The sequence below is a fragment of the Bradyrhizobium zhengyangense genome (assembly GCF_022012555.1).
Classification (GTDB): domain Bacteria; phylum Pseudomonadota; class Alphaproteobacteria; order Rhizobiales; family Xanthobacteraceae; genus Bradyrhizobium; species Bradyrhizobium zhengyangense.
Genome location: NZ_JAKLTZ010000008.1, coordinates 166920 through 181431, shown reverse-complemented (window position 1 = coordinate 181431; position 14512 = coordinate 166920). Strand labels below are relative to the sequence as shown.

General features: G+C 60.6%; 15 protein-coding genes. 8 read left to right on the top strand and 7 right to left on the bottom strand.

Features of this window, described 5'->3' with window-relative positions:
• Positions 1–64: 64 nt before the first annotated feature.
• On the top strand, positions 65–2107 hold the full coding sequence (locus L6639_RS27845; RefSeq protein WP_237864822.1) for a protein-L-isoaspartate(D-aspartate) O-methyltransferase: 2043 nt from the start codon (positions 65–67) through the stop codon (positions 2105–2107).
• A 452-nt stretch (positions 2108–2559) separates the two neighbouring features.
• On the opposite strand, the gene L6639_RS27840 is transcribed toward L6639_RS27845, so the two are convergent.
• A complete protein-coding gene (locus L6639_RS27840) occupies positions 2560–3666 on the bottom strand; it encodes an OpgC domain-containing protein (protein WP_271607233.1) in 1107 nt (368 codons plus the stop codon).
• Positions 3667–4012: 346 nt separating this feature from the next.
• On the opposite strand from L6639_RS27840, the gene L6639_RS27835 reads away from it, so the two are divergent.
• Complete coding sequence (locus L6639_RS27835; protein WP_237864820.1) at positions 4013–4579, top strand: cytochrome b; 567 nt, start codon at positions 4013–4015, stop codon at positions 4577–4579.
• Positions 4580–5055: 476 nt separating this feature from the next.
• Here L6639_RS27835 and L6639_RS27830 read toward each other — a convergent pair whose 3' ends face one another.
• Both L6639_RS27830 and L6639_RS27825 read right to left on the bottom strand, forming a co-directional pair.
• Positions 5056–5277: a hypothetical protein gene (locus L6639_RS27830; RefSeq protein ID WP_237864819.1), complete on the bottom strand. Its 222-nt coding sequence runs from the start codon at positions 5275–5277 to the stop codon at positions 5056–5058.
• 131 nt (positions 5278–5408) lie between these two features.
• Positions 5409–6188, bottom strand: coding sequence for a dienelactone hydrolase family protein (locus tag L6639_RS27825; protein WP_237864818.1), 780 nt, complete (start codon positions 6186–6188; stop codon positions 5409–5411).
• Between the two features lie 397 nt (positions 6189–6585).
• On the opposite strand from L6639_RS27825, the gene L6639_RS27820 reads away from it, so the two are divergent.
• From L6639_RS27820 to L6639_RS27810, 3 genes are all read left to right on the top strand, one after another.
• A complete protein-coding gene (locus L6639_RS27820; protein WP_237864817.1) occupies positions 6586–6771 on the top strand; it encodes a hypothetical protein in 186 nt (61 codons plus the stop codon).
• 508 nt (positions 6772–7279) lie between these two features.
• On the top strand, positions 7280–8140 hold the full coding sequence (locus L6639_RS27815) for a hypothetical protein (RefSeq protein ID WP_237864816.1): 861 nt from the start codon (positions 7280–7282) through the stop codon (positions 8138–8140).
• Between the two features lie 166 nt (positions 8141–8306).
• On the top strand, positions 8307–9179 hold the full coding sequence (locus L6639_RS27810) for a dienelactone hydrolase family protein (RefSeq protein WP_237864815.1): 873 nt from the start codon (positions 8307–8309) through the stop codon (positions 9177–9179).
• Here L6639_RS27810 and L6639_RS27805 read toward each other — a convergent pair.
• Together L6639_RS27805 and L6639_RS27800 are read right to left on the bottom strand one after the other, a co-directional pair.
• A complete protein-coding gene (locus tag L6639_RS27805) occupies positions 9176–9580 on the bottom strand; it encodes a DUF5413 family protein (protein WP_237864814.1) in 405 nt (134 codons plus the stop codon). The two genes, L6639_RS27810 and L6639_RS27805, sit on opposite strands and share 4 nt — an antisense overlap.
• 74 nt (positions 9581–9654) lie before the next feature.
• Positions 9655–10851: an alpha/beta hydrolase family protein gene (locus L6639_RS27800; protein WP_237864813.1), complete on the bottom strand. Its 1197-nt coding sequence runs from the start codon at positions 10849–10851 to the stop codon at positions 9655–9657.
• Positions 10852–11147: 296 nt separating this feature from the next.
• On the opposite strand from L6639_RS27800, the gene L6639_RS27795 reads away from it, so the two are divergent.
• The gene (locus L6639_RS27795; RefSeq protein WP_237864812.1) at positions 11148–11366 is read left to right on the top strand and encodes a hypothetical protein; all 219 of its coding nucleotides are present in this window, start codon (positions 11148–11150) and stop codon (positions 11364–11366) included.
• Positions 11367–11446: 80 nt separating this feature from the next.
• Positions 11447–11635, top strand: coding sequence for a hypothetical protein (locus L6639_RS27790; RefSeq protein ID WP_237864811.1), 189 nt, complete (start codon positions 11447–11449; stop codon positions 11633–11635).
• A gap of 30 nt (positions 11636–11665) precedes the next feature.
• On the opposite strand, the gene L6639_RS27785 is transcribed toward L6639_RS27790, so the two are convergent.
• Positions 11666–12808, bottom strand: coding sequence for a dienelactone hydrolase family protein (locus tag L6639_RS27785; protein ID WP_237864810.1), 1143 nt, complete (start codon positions 12806–12808; stop codon positions 11666–11668).
• On the bottom strand, positions 12805–13980 hold the full coding sequence (locus L6639_RS27780; RefSeq protein WP_237864809.1) for an alpha/beta hydrolase family protein: 1176 nt from the start codon (positions 13978–13980) through the stop codon (positions 12805–12807). Before L6639_RS27780 ends, L6639_RS27785 begins: the two co-directional genes overlap by 4 nt.
• 252 nt (positions 13981–14232) lie before the next feature.
• On the opposite strand from L6639_RS27780, the gene L6639_RS27775 reads away from it, so the two are divergent.
• Complete coding sequence (locus L6639_RS27775) at positions 14233–14502, top strand: hypothetical protein (protein WP_237864808.1); 270 nt, start codon at positions 14233–14235, stop codon at positions 14500–14502.
• The last annotated feature ends 10 nt before the right edge of the window (positions 14503–14512 follow it).

The window sequence follows — 14512 nt, the reverse complement described above, 5'->3', positions numbered from 1 at the left end:
TATTGCAAAATAGCGAGACGTTTGCAGGCGCACTCAACGCAAGCGAGATGCAGGAGCCATCGTGATGGGATCGTTAGCGCCAAATCCGGATCGCTCTGATAAGCTTAAGTCGTTTCCCGCGCTCCGGGCAGAGATGGTCAGGCACAATATCGCTGCGCGCGGTGTGCGTGACGAGCTGGTTCTCGAGGCAATGGGAAAGGTGCCGCGCGAGCTGTTCTTGCCAGAGCAGCTTCGTGAATTTGCCTATGAGGATTCGCCGCTTCCGATCGCCGGGGGGCAGACCATTTCTCAGCCCTACATCGTCGCTTTCATGGCGGAAGCGCTCGTGCTCAAGGGCGGCGAGAAGGTGCTCGAGATCGGCGCCGGCTCAGGTTACGCCGCTGCGGTGCTGTCGGAGATTGCGGCCCATGTCTACACGGTCGAACGCCTCGGTGCCCTCGCCGAAAAGGCGGCGGTCGCACTTGCCGAATTCGGTTACGATAACGTCCACGTCCTGCATGGAGACGGCACCAAAGGCTGGCCCGAACATGCGCCCTACGACGCCATCGTGGTGGCCGCCGGCGGTCCGCAGGTTCCAAAAGCGCTCAAGGAGCAGTTGAAGGTCGGTGGCAGGCTGGTAATGCCAGTTGGCACCGATCAGCAGGCTCAGGAATTGGTATGCATCGTCCGCGTTTCGAAGGATGAGTATCGAAGCGAAGACATTGCCGATGTCCGCTTCGTTCCATTGATCGGAGAAGAGGGGTGGGCGACCGCAAAAGGCGAGACTAGCGTTCCCGTACGACGAGCGCTTCGGCCGGTCGCTCCGGAAGAGGAAACGCTTGTCCGTAATCTCGCCGACGCCGCAGAATCGTTTCCATCCATCGAAGCGGCCGATCTCAGCCCACTACTGGAACGTATCGGGTCGGCGCGCATCGTGCTGCTCGGCGAGGCAACCCATGGTACCTCGGAGTTCTACCGGATGCGCGAGCGCATCACCCGCGATCTGATCGTCAAGAAGGGTTTTCGCCTCGTGGCGATCGAGGCGGATTGGCCGGATGCCGCCAGGGTCGATCACTACGTGCGGCATTTCGAGTATCCGCCCTCGGAGTGGACTGCGTTCGCGCGGTTTCCGACATGGATGTGGCGGAACACCGAGGTGCGCGATTTCGTCATCTGGTTGCGCAAGCATAATGGCACGGTGGAGAAGAGTGAGCGCGTCGCGTTTCGCGGTCTCGATCTCTACAGCCTCTACGATTCAATTCGGTCGGTTCTCGACTACCTCGATGAAGTCGATCCCACCTCGGCGCGCGTCGCCCGCGAGCGGTATGGTTGCCTGACTCCGTGGCAGCGCGATCCCGCCACGTACGGCCATGCAGCGCTGACCGGATCCTATCCGACCTGCGAATCCGACGTAGCACGCGCACTCGCTGATCTGCTGGCAAAGCGCCGGGCCTATGCCGAGCACGATGGCGAGCGCTTTCTCGATGCCGAGCAGAATGCGCGCCTGGTAGCCAACGCCGAACGCTATTACCGGATCATGTACTACGGCTCTCGCGCGTCATGGAACCTGCGCGACAGTCATATGTTCGACACCCTCAAGAACCTGTTGGCATTCCATGGGCCGGACAGCAAGGCTGTAATCTGGGCGCACAACTCGCACGTCGGTAATGCCGCGGCGACTGAGATGGCGGCTCGCGGCGAGCACAATATCGGGCAGCACTGCCGCACGGCGTTTGGCGACCAGGCCTATCTGGTTGGCTTCGGCACCCACAGCGGCACGGTCGCCGCAGCGTCCGATTGGGGCGGTCCGATGGAGGTCAAGACCGTTCGCCCGTCGCTGTCCAACAGCTATGAACGGCTATGTCACGCGGTGGGGCTTCCGCGCTTCATGCTGGGCTTGCGCGGTTGCGGCGATCTCTGTGGCGCAAGAGGGCTTGGCAAGGAACGGCTCGAGCGAGCCATTGGCGTGATCTACAGACCCGAAACCGAACTTGCGAGCCACTACTTCCGGGCCAGCCTGCCGCAACAGTTCGACGAATACATTTGGTTTGACGACACCCGGGCGATAACTCCGCTTGATACCGCCGAGATCGTCGGGCTTCCGGACACCTACCCGTTTGGGGTGTGATCGCGCTAGCGGATATCAAGGCATGGTCTTGTTGGTCTCAATCTCGACAACAGTGACCGGGGACAGGGGACGAGTGGCATCGACATCGAGGTGACGTTGGATGACGGAAAGTCCTACTCGCAGAGCACCAGCCCGTGTCCCTATAAACGCCGGCGACCTCATCTGACTGGTGACGGAGCTAGGCGGGCCGGCTCAACAGCTGATCTACCGCGGTGCTCCGCACGGCCTCGATTTTCATCCGGAATATGCAGGCACTAAGAAAGCCTCCGACCGGGCGCTCGCGTTTTTGGAGCAACGGCTCAAACGGGTAGCGGAGCGAGACTTGGTTTCGTCAATTGCCGATATCGGGCCATCTCCCTTGAATACGCAACGGGTCCAACAAGCGACATTGAGCCCGCCCAGGCCGGTATGTGTAAGCCTGTTTGCAGCCAATCGAGGTTGACTACCGGCACCTAGAACAACGCTGGCGCGCGCCGGTCGAGCTTGGCTTCCCATGTCAGAATGTTGGCAACCGCGACCATGAGAGCGATGCCGAGCGCGGTGACCGCGGCTTGCATCGGTAGCCCATCGGACACGCGGTTCAGGATAACGAATGTCATAAAAGAAGCCAGTACGCTGAAGCAGAAGATCGGTAGCGAGTTTTCGCCACACCGGATCAGTGCCGTAGTCCAAAGCCCCGGCGAGCGACGGCCGTCCGGGGGCACGATGCGCGTCAATAGCGCAACGATTGCCAAGAAGTGGATGATCCGAACTGGGTCCAAGTGACTCTTATAGATCGGATAGAGCCAGTCCTCGATCATTTGCGGGATCAGCCACTTGAACGCATCCAGACGCCAACTCAAGGCAATTACGAGGCTGAACAATACATAGGCTGCGGCAAGCGATATGGTGACGCGCCGTTGTAGGATAGTCGCGAACTTCTCGGCACATGGACCGGCGGAGCAAGCGCCGATGACGAAAAGTATCTGCCATGCAAATGGATTGAAATAGAGTTCGCCGGTAGGCCAGGCAGGCCAATGCCAGCTATACAGTTGCACCATTAGATAGAGCATGAATGATGCAGCGAGCGCGATTGCCGCATTGCGGGCAATGAGCCAGAGCACGATCGGAAATGCGAGATGCAGTAAGACGAACGTGGGCAATATGTCCGTGTTGACGGGGGCGTACTGAAGAGCCAGGAGACGGAGGAGAGCCGTCCCCGGATTGTCGAAAAACCGCCTCGTATTGGTCTCGTCGAGGTAGGAGCTCGTTAGCCAGGCGAGCCCAAGATAGACGATCACGAGCAGCAGGAAAGCAGCGTAGATCTCAAAGCTGCGCCTGAGGCTGCGAGCAATGACGGTTGGCCAGCCTTGGCTACGCAGTGCGCCACCATAAGAGACCATGCACGTATAGCCCGATACGAAGACGAATACTTCGGAGGCGTCGCTAAATCCGTAGTTGCGAAGGGTCAGCCAGTCGAACACATTGCCTGGGATGTGGTCGATGAAAACAAACCACAGCGCCAACCCGCGACAAGCGTCTAGCCGGAAGTCACGATCATCAGCAGGACGGAGCGGTATCTGTGACCTCCATGTAGACTTTGTCTGATCCGCAAGATCAAGATGACCATGTCGCGTAACCCTGCTGCAGAGGGGAGCGACCAGCATTGTTTAAGACTGCGGCCATATGGTTGCACGAGTCTTGATCTAGAGCAAAGTGGCTTGCCGCCCCGGTCGTGCAGCATCTGGTTTGCTGGATTCTGCATTATCCTCCCAAGGGCTGGGAAGCCGCCGCCTGCGGTCATTCGAGCAGGCGGCGCTATTTGTGTGCCGATTGGTGAAGCTGCACATCGCCTGCGCTCGAGCTGATTGATTCACGTCAACGAATTGATTCGCGTTTAGTCTATTGTGAATGAGAGGCTCCGATATGCAGCTGCTCAATTCAGACAAAGACTACGGCGCCATAGCGCAGACCTTGCACTGGCTGACGGTCGTTCTGGTCATTCTTGCTTGGATGCTGGGCATTTTTGGCGACGTCTTGCAGAAGGGCGAATCTCGCCAGACCGGCCTTGCCATCCACATTGCTGCCGGAAGCGCAATTCTCATTCTGCTCGTGGCTCGCCTGATATGGCGATCGATCAATCCGCCACCTGTATCGGAAGCGAACGAATTTGGCGCATGGCTCGCAAGGTGGGGTGATCCTGCTGCTGCGATCGCGCACTATACTCTTTACGCGCTACTTGTCGCTGTGCCTGTCGCAGGGATTGTGCTGCAATTCGCGCGGGGTAATGCATTGCCATTGCTCGGTCTCGTCGCCATTCCGTCGCCGTGGCTCAAGGATGCAGCCTTTGCCCACAACGTGAAAGAAGTGCACGAGCTGCTAGCGCATGCGCTAGTGGCTATCGCAGCGTTCCACGCGATCGCCGCGCTCATTCATCATTGGGTATTCCAGGACCGCACTCTCATTCGGATGTTGCCTCACTCCAAGGAATGAGACGGCTTAGAACCAGCCGACGTTTTTGCTTGCTCATACTCCGATGCTGTCGTGCGCTGGACGCCGTTGGCTCAGGCGGACGATTTCCGGCGCCATGTCGAAATGCTCAACCAAACTTGATGCGAGAAGAAGAGGCAGTGCGCTTGGAATGCCTTCAGCGATCCAGCCGCTTGGTGCACACCGGATCGCCTTTGGGCATGGGTTGGCAATTCCAATCGGGGCCGAAGCCGGTCGGCTGACGGAGAAACGGAAGCCGTACCGCAATGAAAGCGCAGAGACTGACCAACACCACAGCAAACAGGATGCTCAGAATATCAGCGCGCGTTGGGTGCCAGTGAGGCCATCGCATCTCTTAACTCCGAATAGAAGTGACGTCGAAACTATGCCACTTGAAGCAGCCGTGAACGACGACGTTCAGCACAATCGAAGAGGCTGCCCATTTCCGCGCCGCCTCTTCGATGCAGGTGTCGCATTCATTAGAGGTAATTACGCTTGCAGGATTGAATGTTCTTGTCCCTACCCGGATAATCGGCGCCAAAGGCGCCCACATATTTCAGGCAGGCCATATACTGCTTGTTGCCCATCCAACCGTAGTCCGGACCGAATGCGCCGGCGGATGCGGGGGAATAGGACGCGGTCAGCGTGGCAAGCGCGATCGCAGCGGCGAAGGTAGATAGAATGATACGAGAGGCTTTCATTGTCGTGCTCCTGAGTTGAGGCCGCACCATGCGGCGTGGGGGCACTTTGACTGAAGTGGATCGTACGGTCAGTGATTCTGTGCACACTCAAGGACACTGTGCGACTTTGCCTCTTTACAATGAAGACCGACCTACTTCTTCAACAGCGACGCGAAAAATGCGATCGCCTCCGCGGTCGCATCCCGGGTCGCTGCGGCGTTGGCGGGAATGTCCTGGCGGCTTGGACCCGGATCATCGAAATCGTGCGTCGCGCCGGGATATATTTTGAGTGTGATGTTGGCTTGCTGGGCCCGACTCACGTCGACGAGCTCGCTGCATTCCTGCGGTGATATTTCTTCATCGGCCGTCCCAACATACACGCGCAGCGGCGCGTACGGGATCAGGCCGGCTTTGAAATGTCCCTTCAGGCCACAACCAGGATAAAAAGCCAGCGCGCCGCGAAAGCCGCTGCTGGGCGAGGGCGATTTGAGCGCCGGCGTGGCCGATGACATTGTGGCAAGCGTGGCGCTTGCGCCGTTCGACCAACCCTGTAGCGCGATGCGGTCCGCCGCCACGTCGTTACGCGTGTGCAGATAAGCGAGTGCGCCATAGGCGTCGTACGGCCGCACGATCACTTCGTTCACGCTTTCCGGGCGCTGCTTGTAGTCCTGATGCGAGAAGCCTTGCGGAAAACCGCGCGGCCCGAACCCGTCCACGAGAATGGCGAGATAACCCTGTTGCGCCCACAGGTGTCCCCATTTCTGGTGCCGCTGCGAAAGCGTGGTTGCATCGTATCTGCCGTCCGCAAGAGATGAATAGGGCCCGGCGCGGCCGTGCATCATGACCACGGCCGGGCTCCGTGCCGCATGCGGGCCTTCCGGCTTGAACACATAACCGACCAGCGTGGTCTGGCCGTCGGCGCTCGGAAACATGACACGGTCGGGCAGCGGGCCGATCGGCGGCGGGGACGCCGCGATCGAAAGGAGTGCAGCAGCGGTGATAGCAACGAGCCGGCTCACGGAAAACGGGCGAGCAGAAATCACGACGGCACCTCAAATGATTGATCACAAACGAAGGGGAGCCTAGCTGAATTGCGAGCGCGAAATCCATGCAAGGTTCCCGCATCGCTCGTTGATCAATCTAGTCCGACGCCGCCGCCTTGTCCCGTAAACGGGCTGTAAATCCGGTGTAAACGGCTGTGAACGCTTGGAGATACCCTGAACGCGAGGCGTGGCGGCGTGACAGATGGGCATGGTGTGAATGCTCACATCGCGTCCAGACAGGCTGAGAGCCCTGGATGCTCAACACGACCAACCACAGGAGATAGTCATGTTACGTATGTCAGGTTTCCTCGCGATTGCGCTCAGCGTGTTTCTTTACGCCTCCGGCCCCGCAGCGGCGGGATTTACGAAGACGCCTCAGGTCTCCAAGGCCTACAATCCGCATATGAGGACGACCGTGGGACGCGCGATGGATCCGATGTGGCCGCGCGTGAGGCGCAATCCGTTCAACTAGGCCGGTTCGTCAGTTCATGCGAAACAGCAAGAAACAGCGTCGGCAGAGGTGAGGTGCGGTTATGCACTGCCTCTGCCGTCGCTCGAATCTCTTGAAAATGCTCCTGGAAAATCCGGCCACAGGCCGCCGTCGCATCCTGTATCCCAGCGACGTTGCCGGCACATCATCCTGTCGGCTTGCTCCCGAATTCATCGAAATGATGCATCGCGCCGCCATAGCTTGACGGCGGTCTCGGCTGGAAGGCCTCGACACGCGTCGACCTGATCGCTCCATTCGCCTGCGGCGATATGCCGTCCGGCGAGCACCGAGGCTGCTCCCTGATCAATCAAGCCTGACGGTGCTCGCGTGTCCCGTAAACGAGCTGTAAACTCGGTGTAAATGACTGTAAACGCTCGTAAATCTCCTGAACGCCAGGCGTGGCGCAACGACAGATGGGCAGGTGTGAATGGTCACACCGCATCCCAACGGGCCGTGAGCCCTGGATGTTCATCAAACACAGGAGACAGTCATGTTACGCACTTCAACCTTCCTCGCGATTGCCCTCAGCGCGACTGCGATCTGCTCTGCCACCGTCCCGGCGGCGGCTTTTCCTCTGAAGCTCCCTTCGACGGCGCCGGTATTGACCAAGCCGCAGGAGAGCCAGGTGGTCAGCCATATTCCGACAAAAGTCGTCGACGCTCCCCAGACGATCCCGGCAGCGCCTGGAATGTCGTCCGTGAACAAAAAGGTCATGATCCCGGCGCCGGGCATCTCCTCGGTCGGAAAAGCCCTGGACAACTGCACAACCAATCCGAAATTGTGTCAGACCTCAGTCACCCCGCCCTGGCCGCCCAAGCCTTGGCCACCCATTCCGCATTGTGAGGCCATGTCCGGCGAGGCGTTGCAACGGTGCTTGCGCGGGCTCCCCAACCCCGGCCCCGACAACGACAAGGATGAGCATCACCATCCCGTCGTGATCTTCGTCCCGCAGGCGCCGGTTCAGGTGCCGGTTGCCGTGCCCGCTGCCGTCCCCTACAGCGCGCCGGTGCGCGTTGCGACCGGAAGCGGTTCAACCTCCACCGCGACGGCGCAACCGCAGCCCGTTGTTACGCCGGCCTGCGTGACTGCCGCCGACATTCCGGCGTTGGGCGCGGCGATCGACCAACTGCTGCCCACCGCTCAGCTTTCCGCAGCCGACATGAGCAAGATCACCGAGCTCAGGCAGTTGATCCAGTTGCTCGCGACGGACGGCAAAGTGGCGGCCGCACGCGACGTTGAAGAAGACGCCATGAACCGTCTCGGCTACCAGAAAGTCTGGCTCCGTTGCGGTCTCGGCACGTTCGAGTGGGAGAAGCAAGCCGCAACCACGCAGGCCAATCAAGCCAAGTGACGGGCCAAGTGAAATGAAGCAGCAGATCCGGTGGAGGCAACGCTCCAGGGCGTTGTCTCCATTGTGGCATGCGGACATCTTCGATTAAGCTGGCTGCAGAGGCGGCACCTCGGAAATGGCCGCGACCCCGCGATGCGCGTGGAAGCGAAGTGAGAGAGCAGGCGTCATGATCGCACTCGGGCGTTGGATCCTTGGCAGCGTGCTGGCGCAGTGGCTCGCGGTGTCGGCGGCTGCGGCCGTTCCCGAAACCGTTTACTTCAAGAGCGCCGACGGCCAGGCCGAAATCGTTGCCTACCTGTTCAAGCCAGCAACCCGCGGGCCACATCCGGCCGTCGTAATGCTACATGGCCGCGCTGGACCTTACTCCGCAAACGACAACGCCGGGTGCACGTTTGTCGGACGAACCGTCCAGTCCCCCTGCAACGCGGCGACCCTGTCGATGCGGCATCAGATGTGGGGGCAGTTTTGGGCGGAGCGCGGCTATTTCGCGCTCCTGCCCGACAGTTTCGGCCCGCGCGGCAAGGCGCACGGCTTTGGCCGGTTCACCCACCACGATCCGGACCGCGATAGCGTCAACGAGTTGACGGTGCGGCCGTTCGATGCCGAGGGCGCGCTTACTTACCTGCTTGCGCGTGGCGACGTCGTCCAGAACCGCGTCTTTCTGCAAGGCTGGTCCAATGGCGGCAGCACGACACTGAACGTGATGATCCGGCAGGGCAAACAGACAGGCTTTCGTGCCGCGTTGGCCTTTTATCCCGGCTGTGGAAAGGAAGCTTTGCTTGACTCGACCGTCCTGACAACGACACCCATCACGATGTTCCTCGGGACGGATGATGAAGAGGTCTCGCCGGAGATCTGCCAGCATGTGGCCGAGCGTTCGCGCGCTGCCGGCACGCCGGTCGATGCGCTGCTATATCCCGGAGCGACCCATGATTTTGACGATCCCGGCGAGAAGCGTCAGTCCGTACCCGGTAATGTCGCGGCCAAGGCCGATGCGATGTCGCGCGCGATTGCGATCGTCAACGCCGCCGGGCACTAGGACGTCGTGCCGCGTGGCACGGGTGTTGTTCTTCCTGTCAGCCATGAGCAGATGGCCGCGGGCACCGCGCCGATGATTCCAAACAGAAAGAGGTAGGGCCCGTGAATTGAGCCGGTCAGCAGCGCCGCCAACAGCGGCGTGAAGATGAACACATACCCGGCGAACGCCGTCCAAAGGATGCGATACCTTATATTTCTCCTTGCCAGGACATCGTCCACCACGGCTGTCAGCAGCGCCGGCAGCAGTGCGAGCATATAGGCCAGCGGCAGGAGCACCAATTGACCATAGTCTGCCGTGCCTTTCTCGCCCAATGCCCAGTTCAGGATTTGCAGCATTCCCCAGAACGCAACGATGAATGCGAGCGGCGGAAACAGGACTGCGAACACCACAAATCGCCTCATGTTTCCTCCATTTGCATGCTGGCAGCGCTGCCTATGCTGTTCATGTCCGTCACCTGGATTCAAACCTTGGCTAATCAGCGCGCCGATTGCTGAACGAAGTTCGCAATTGCATCGCTGAGGCCGGGAGCGAGCGGGAGATTCGGGTTCGAATATGCGTCCTGCTGGCTTGCGCGATCCGCTGGCGCCATCTTCAGCACGTGATTCATACCAGAAATGGTGAGACAAATCGCGTCGGGGCGTTCGGCGGATAGCGCGTCGGCGTCCGCGGAGCTGATCTGAAGATCGTGCCCGCCGGAGACGATCATCACCGGCAAGGTCAGAGTTTTGATCTCTGTCACCGGGTCGATCGCCAGTTCGGAAATCATGTAGCGCTGTATGCTCGGCCTGAACATTGCGTGCAGAGCCGGGCTCACGTTGGGGACCAACTCACCTCGCTCGAGTGTGGCCAAAATAGTCGACGCCTCGCTCTGGAGCGCAGCATCCATCCTAAATCCCTGCAACTGCTCCCGGATGACGTCGCCGAGCTTCCTGCCGGGCGTGGCGAGCAGTACGATGCCGGCAACAGAGGTGCGTTTGGCAGCGAGCAGGGCGATCACGCCGCCTTCGCTGTGCCCGGCGATGATGCGGGGTCCGAGATCGGGGCGCCGTCGCAGCCAATCAAGCCAGGTGACGGCATCGTCGACGAAGGAGTTGAGCACAAAATCTTCCTCGCGAAGGCCGGCGACGGCACTGCGTCCGACGGCGCGCTTGTCGTAGCGCAGCGACGCGATGCCCTTTTCGGCGAGCTGTTCGGCAAGCTGCCGTAGTTCGCCGGGACCCGTGCCGCCCTGGTTGCCGTTCCGGTCGGTCGGGCCGGAGCCGCCGATGAGCAGCACGACCGGCGGGTGCTCGACATCCCTGGGCTTGAGCAACGTCCCCGACAGGCCGTCCATGGCAACGTCGTCGCCCCTGGTTTCGGGAGCCGCGACTGGTTTGAACAGCAGGCCCGCGATCTTGCCGGTCGGCGCCATGAGGATCCGCCAGCTGGCGGCGCCGCGTTCGAACGTCACCTTGTAGACATCAGTGCCGTTCTCGGTGCCCGTGAATTCGAGCTGCTGAACGCGGCCGAGCGATTGGAGCAATCCCGCGATCGCCGCGGCCTGCGCCTGCACGGCAGAGCCCAGCTCCGGCTCCATGCTGCCGGTATCGGGAGCTCCCTGCTGCAAATCCGCGATGATTTTTCGCAGCGGAGCTTCCGTCGGCCGGGAAGCGTCATTCTGTGCAAACGCCATGAGTGTTCCTTCAAAGGGAAGCGGCGAAATGGCACACCACAGGATGGCCACGGCGGTGACGGCGGCGAACCGGTTCAGGTGAAGCGAATGCGTTGGGATCATCACGGCCTCTGGGGTGGCGGCACAGATGTCCTGTAAACAGGCTGAAAACGCGATGTAAACGGCCGCAAACGCTGCGCAATACCCTGAACTTGGGCGGTGGCCGAGTGACTGATGTGCAGGTGTGAACATTCACATCCCGTGCAGACCGGTCGCGAGCCCGGATGCTCATCCATTCCGTACCCCAGGAGGTCATCATGTTGCGCACTCAATGTTTGCTGGCGATCGCACTCGGTGTTGCGTCGCTTGGCTCTGTCGCTCCGGCGTCGGCATTTCCGCACGCAGGCACGATGCTGCACCCGGTCGAGGTTCAGGGCCAGCAGTTGCCGCTGCCGCCACGCCAGCTGAAAGTGGCTCCGCAGTATTGCGAGACTCACAACTGCCTGATGCCGCCCCGGCCCGGCGGCGACCGCTAAGGCCATGGCAGGTGTTGGGCCGCAAATGCCAATGCTCACATCCGCCATGCTCAATCACCTCATATTAACAGGAGACAGTCATGTTCCGCGCTTCCATCCTCTTGACGATCGCACTTGCAATTGCAGCGATGAGTTCTGCCGTCAGCCCGGCGTCCGCGTTCCCCTCGCAGGTTTTCGGCGCCCGCAACGAACAGGTCTATACGCACTATCATCCGATTACATCGGCGCACCCGAGAATGTACCCGCCTCCCCCCAGGAAGAAGAAGTGACCTTTCTAACCTCGACTGGTGGGGTCTTGCTCATAGCGATCCAGTCCAGCGATCGTCTTCCATCACGATCACGCAAGGCTCGCCCTTTCGTTGACAGGCGTCCAGGGCGAGCTTGCGCGCGTCGTCGAGAGTGAGCGCGCTCTGGTATGAGGCATTCTGTTTTCCGGGCGTTCGCGCCAAGGCCTTTTCGCCTGGAGCGGCTAGATAGGCCTGTACATAGGCGCGCAACGACTGCGGCCACTGCAGTTTCTGCAGCACGACGTCCACGTTGGAGATCGGCCAGGTCGGAAGATTGTGCGCCCTGAGAAAACTGTCGAGCTCCACCAGCCATTGCGTTCGACCGACGATCGAATACATCCCGGTATGCCCGTCCTCGCCGATCGGCTCGAGCAGTACGAGCTTGAGATCAGCTCCGGCTCCAGCAAATGACGACCGCATGACCTCGATCTGATCGGGCGGATGATTGAGATCATTCTTCGCAAACAGCCAGAGATTAGGAGTGTGGCTGCGCGCGCCGAGGTTCCTGAAATCGACGGGAATGGATTCGCGCACGGCCGCGCAGCCGGCCCAATGCTCGCCGCCGGCGATGTTGACGACGGCCGCGAGACCCGGAAGGTTCCGCGCGCCCAGCGCGACGGAGGCTGCGCCGCCTGCCGATCCACCCACCGCAATCATTCTTGTTGGATCGGCATCTGGCCGCTTCGCGACGACTCCGATTGATGCTTCGATATCGTCGGCGTCCGCATTCATCCACGCCATGAATGCATCCGCTGCACATGACCAATCCGCCTGGGCCGGACCGTCGGATAGTCCGTACCCGCGCCGATGGATCGCCACGGCGAGCCAGCCGCGCCGTGCCATGTCAGCCAACAGATTGATGCTGGGATCGTTGACGGTGAGACTATGATCCAACGTCATTTCACGATAGGCGGGCCTGCCGTGATTGAAGAAGACAATCGGCAATCGTCCCCTGGCATCGGCGCGTTTGACAAACAGCGCTTCCAGACGGACGTCCTTGCCTCCGATATTGACGCGCAGATATTGCCGTTCCTGAACCAGGTCACCTGATATCGCCGATGTCACCATCCCGATCGACAGGGCGATCGCTACGGTAATTGCCTTGGCGCAGAGCTGCGATGTTGCGGCCCGCTCGGACTTTCGCTCGCCAATCATCGTTCTTCCCCGATCCAATGAAAGTTCTCCATGACGATGGCGCAGTCCTGTGCGGCTTTCTGGCAAGTCGCCAGGGCGCCGCTGCGAGCGTCGTCCAGGCTTTTGGAGCTGATTTGATAGGTCACCGGCAGGCGCGGCTCAGCGCCGAGCTTGTTTTGGGGACGGACCCATGCCGCTTGCAAGGTAGGCGAGAAGGCGAGCGCCTTTTCGCCCGGTGCCGAATAATATTGCACGAGAAACCCTTGAAGATTCTCTCGTTCGATCCTGTCCGTAATTTTCAGTCTGTCGATCACATCCTTCACGTCCGTCATTCCCCAGGTCGGCAGGTTTCTTGCCCGCAGGAAGCCATCCATTTGCACATACCAGGCCCGGGTCGCCTGGCCGAAGATGGGGGTGCCCACGTCGCCGTCGTGGAAGAACATGACGAATTTGACATCGCCGCCGGCGTCGAGAAATGCGGTGTGCAAACGCTCGGCAAGATCGGGGCCGAATATCTTGTCGCTCTTGGAATAGATCCAGAGGTTCGGTACGCGGCTCGTGCTCCCGAATTTCCTGTATCCGTCGATCAGGACGTCATTCATCGGGCAGTTCGATTCAGACTGAAGCCCGCCCGAGATTGAAACGACTCCAAGGAGTCCGCGCGGGTTGCGCGCGGACAGCGCCACGGCCGCGACGCCCGCTATTTCGGATCCGATTACAATCACTCTGCTAGCGTCGGCGTCGGGCCGTTGCGAAATGTCACCGATGGTTGACTGCAGATCGTCCGCCGCCGTGGTCGCCCATGCGTCGAATGAAGCTGGCTGGCACGCGACCGGTGTCGGTTTCGGGCCTTCGGAGCTGCCAAAGCCGCGCCTTATCAAGACGACCGCCAGCCACCCACGTCGCGCCATGTCCCGCGCGTTATGTGCGTAGGTTGCCGTGGTCACGGTCGCTCCGGCCGTCGCGGTTGCTGCGCCGCCGTTGGTAAAGAGGGCGATCGGTAACCGGCCCTGGGCGTCGGACCCTTTCACGACGAGCCCCTCCAGACGAACCGTATTCGCCCCGATGGTGACGGGAAACGACACAGGCGTCTCCGTGATATCGTCGGACCATGCGGGCGAGGCCGCCATGCAGACGAACGTCGCAAGCAGGATCGCAAGGCGGGCACCCATCACGGCGTTGTCCTTCTGCAAAGGTCCACGTGGCACGGCCGCATTGTGCACGGGTCTTGCGCAGGCGGTAGTCATTCCAGGCCGACGGTGGTTTCGCGGGGCGCGTTAATGGCCAGTGAACCGCATGTAAACGGCAGTAAAAGCTCGCAAATCTGGCGAACTTCGAAGCCGGGCCCGATGACAGACGGGCATGGTGTGAATGTTCACATCCATTCCAACGGGCCGCGAGCCCCGGATGCTCAACCCATCTCGAACCAACCAAAGGAGATCGTCATGTCCCGCAAATCAATCCTCTCGAACGCGAAGTTGCTTCTCGCTGGAAGCGCTCTGGCTCTCGCCATCTCGACCGGAGTTGCCACCGCTTCCCCGTTCGACGGCGTTTCGCTGTCGATCGGGGCGAACATCATCGAGGCTGCGCTGTCGTGTCCTCCGGGCACGCATGCCGGCTACGAGGGCAAATATTGCTGGCCCAATCGTCCGCGTGCTTGTCCGGCCGGAACCCATCTGGGCTACGAGGGCAAGTACTGCTGGCCCAACGGGTAACGGCAGCGTG

Excerpts from the sequence above, each read along its gene's own strand:
- L6639_RS27830 (WP_237864819.1), bottom strand. The coding sequence starts at position 5,277 with ATGAAAGCCTCTCGTATCATTCTATCTACCTTCGCCGCTGCGATCGCG.
- L6639_RS27815 (WP_237864816.1), top strand. The coding sequence starts at position 7,280 with ATGTTACGCACTTCAACCTTCCTCGCGATTGCCCTCAGCGCGACTGCG.
- L6639_RS27845 (WP_237864822.1), top strand. The coding sequence starts at position 65 with ATGGGATCGTTAGCGCCAAATCCGGATCGCTCTGATAAGCTTAAGTCG.
- L6639_RS27775 (WP_237864808.1), top strand. The coding sequence starts at position 14,233 with ATGTCCCGCAAATCAATCCTCTCGAACGCGAAGTTGCTTCTCGCTGGA.
- L6639_RS27795 (WP_237864812.1), top strand. The coding sequence starts at position 11,148 with ATGTTGCGCACTCAATGTTTGCTGGCGATCGCACTCGGTGTTGCGTCG.
- L6639_RS27790 (WP_237864811.1), top strand. The coding sequence starts at position 11,447 with ATGTTCCGCGCTTCCATCCTCTTGACGATCGCACTTGCAATTGCAGCG.
- L6639_RS27785 (WP_237864810.1), bottom strand. The coding sequence starts at position 12,808 with ATGATTGGCGAGCGAAAGTCCGAGCGGGCCGCAACATCGCAGCTCTGC.
- L6639_RS27825 (WP_237864818.1), bottom strand. The coding sequence starts at position 6,188 with ATGTTTCCGAGCGCCGACGGCCAGACCACGCTGGTCGGTTATGTGTTC.
- L6639_RS27800 (WP_237864813.1), bottom strand. The coding sequence starts at position 10,851 with ATGGCGTTTGCACAGAATGACGCTTCCCGGCCGACGGAAGCTCCGCTG.
- L6639_RS27810 (WP_237864815.1), top strand. The coding sequence starts at position 8,307 with ATGATCGCACTCGGGCGTTGGATCCTTGGCAGCGTGCTGGCGCAGTGG.
- L6639_RS27805 (WP_237864814.1), bottom strand. The coding sequence starts at position 9,580 with ATGAGGCGATTTGTGGTGTTCGCAGTCCTGTTTCCGCCGCTCGCATTC.
- L6639_RS27835 (WP_237864820.1), top strand. The coding sequence starts at position 4,013 with ATGCAGCTGCTCAATTCAGACAAAGACTACGGCGCCATAGCGCAGACC.
- L6639_RS27820 (WP_237864817.1), top strand. The coding sequence starts at position 6,586 with ATGTTACGTATGTCAGGTTTCCTCGCGATTGCGCTCAGCGTGTTTCTT.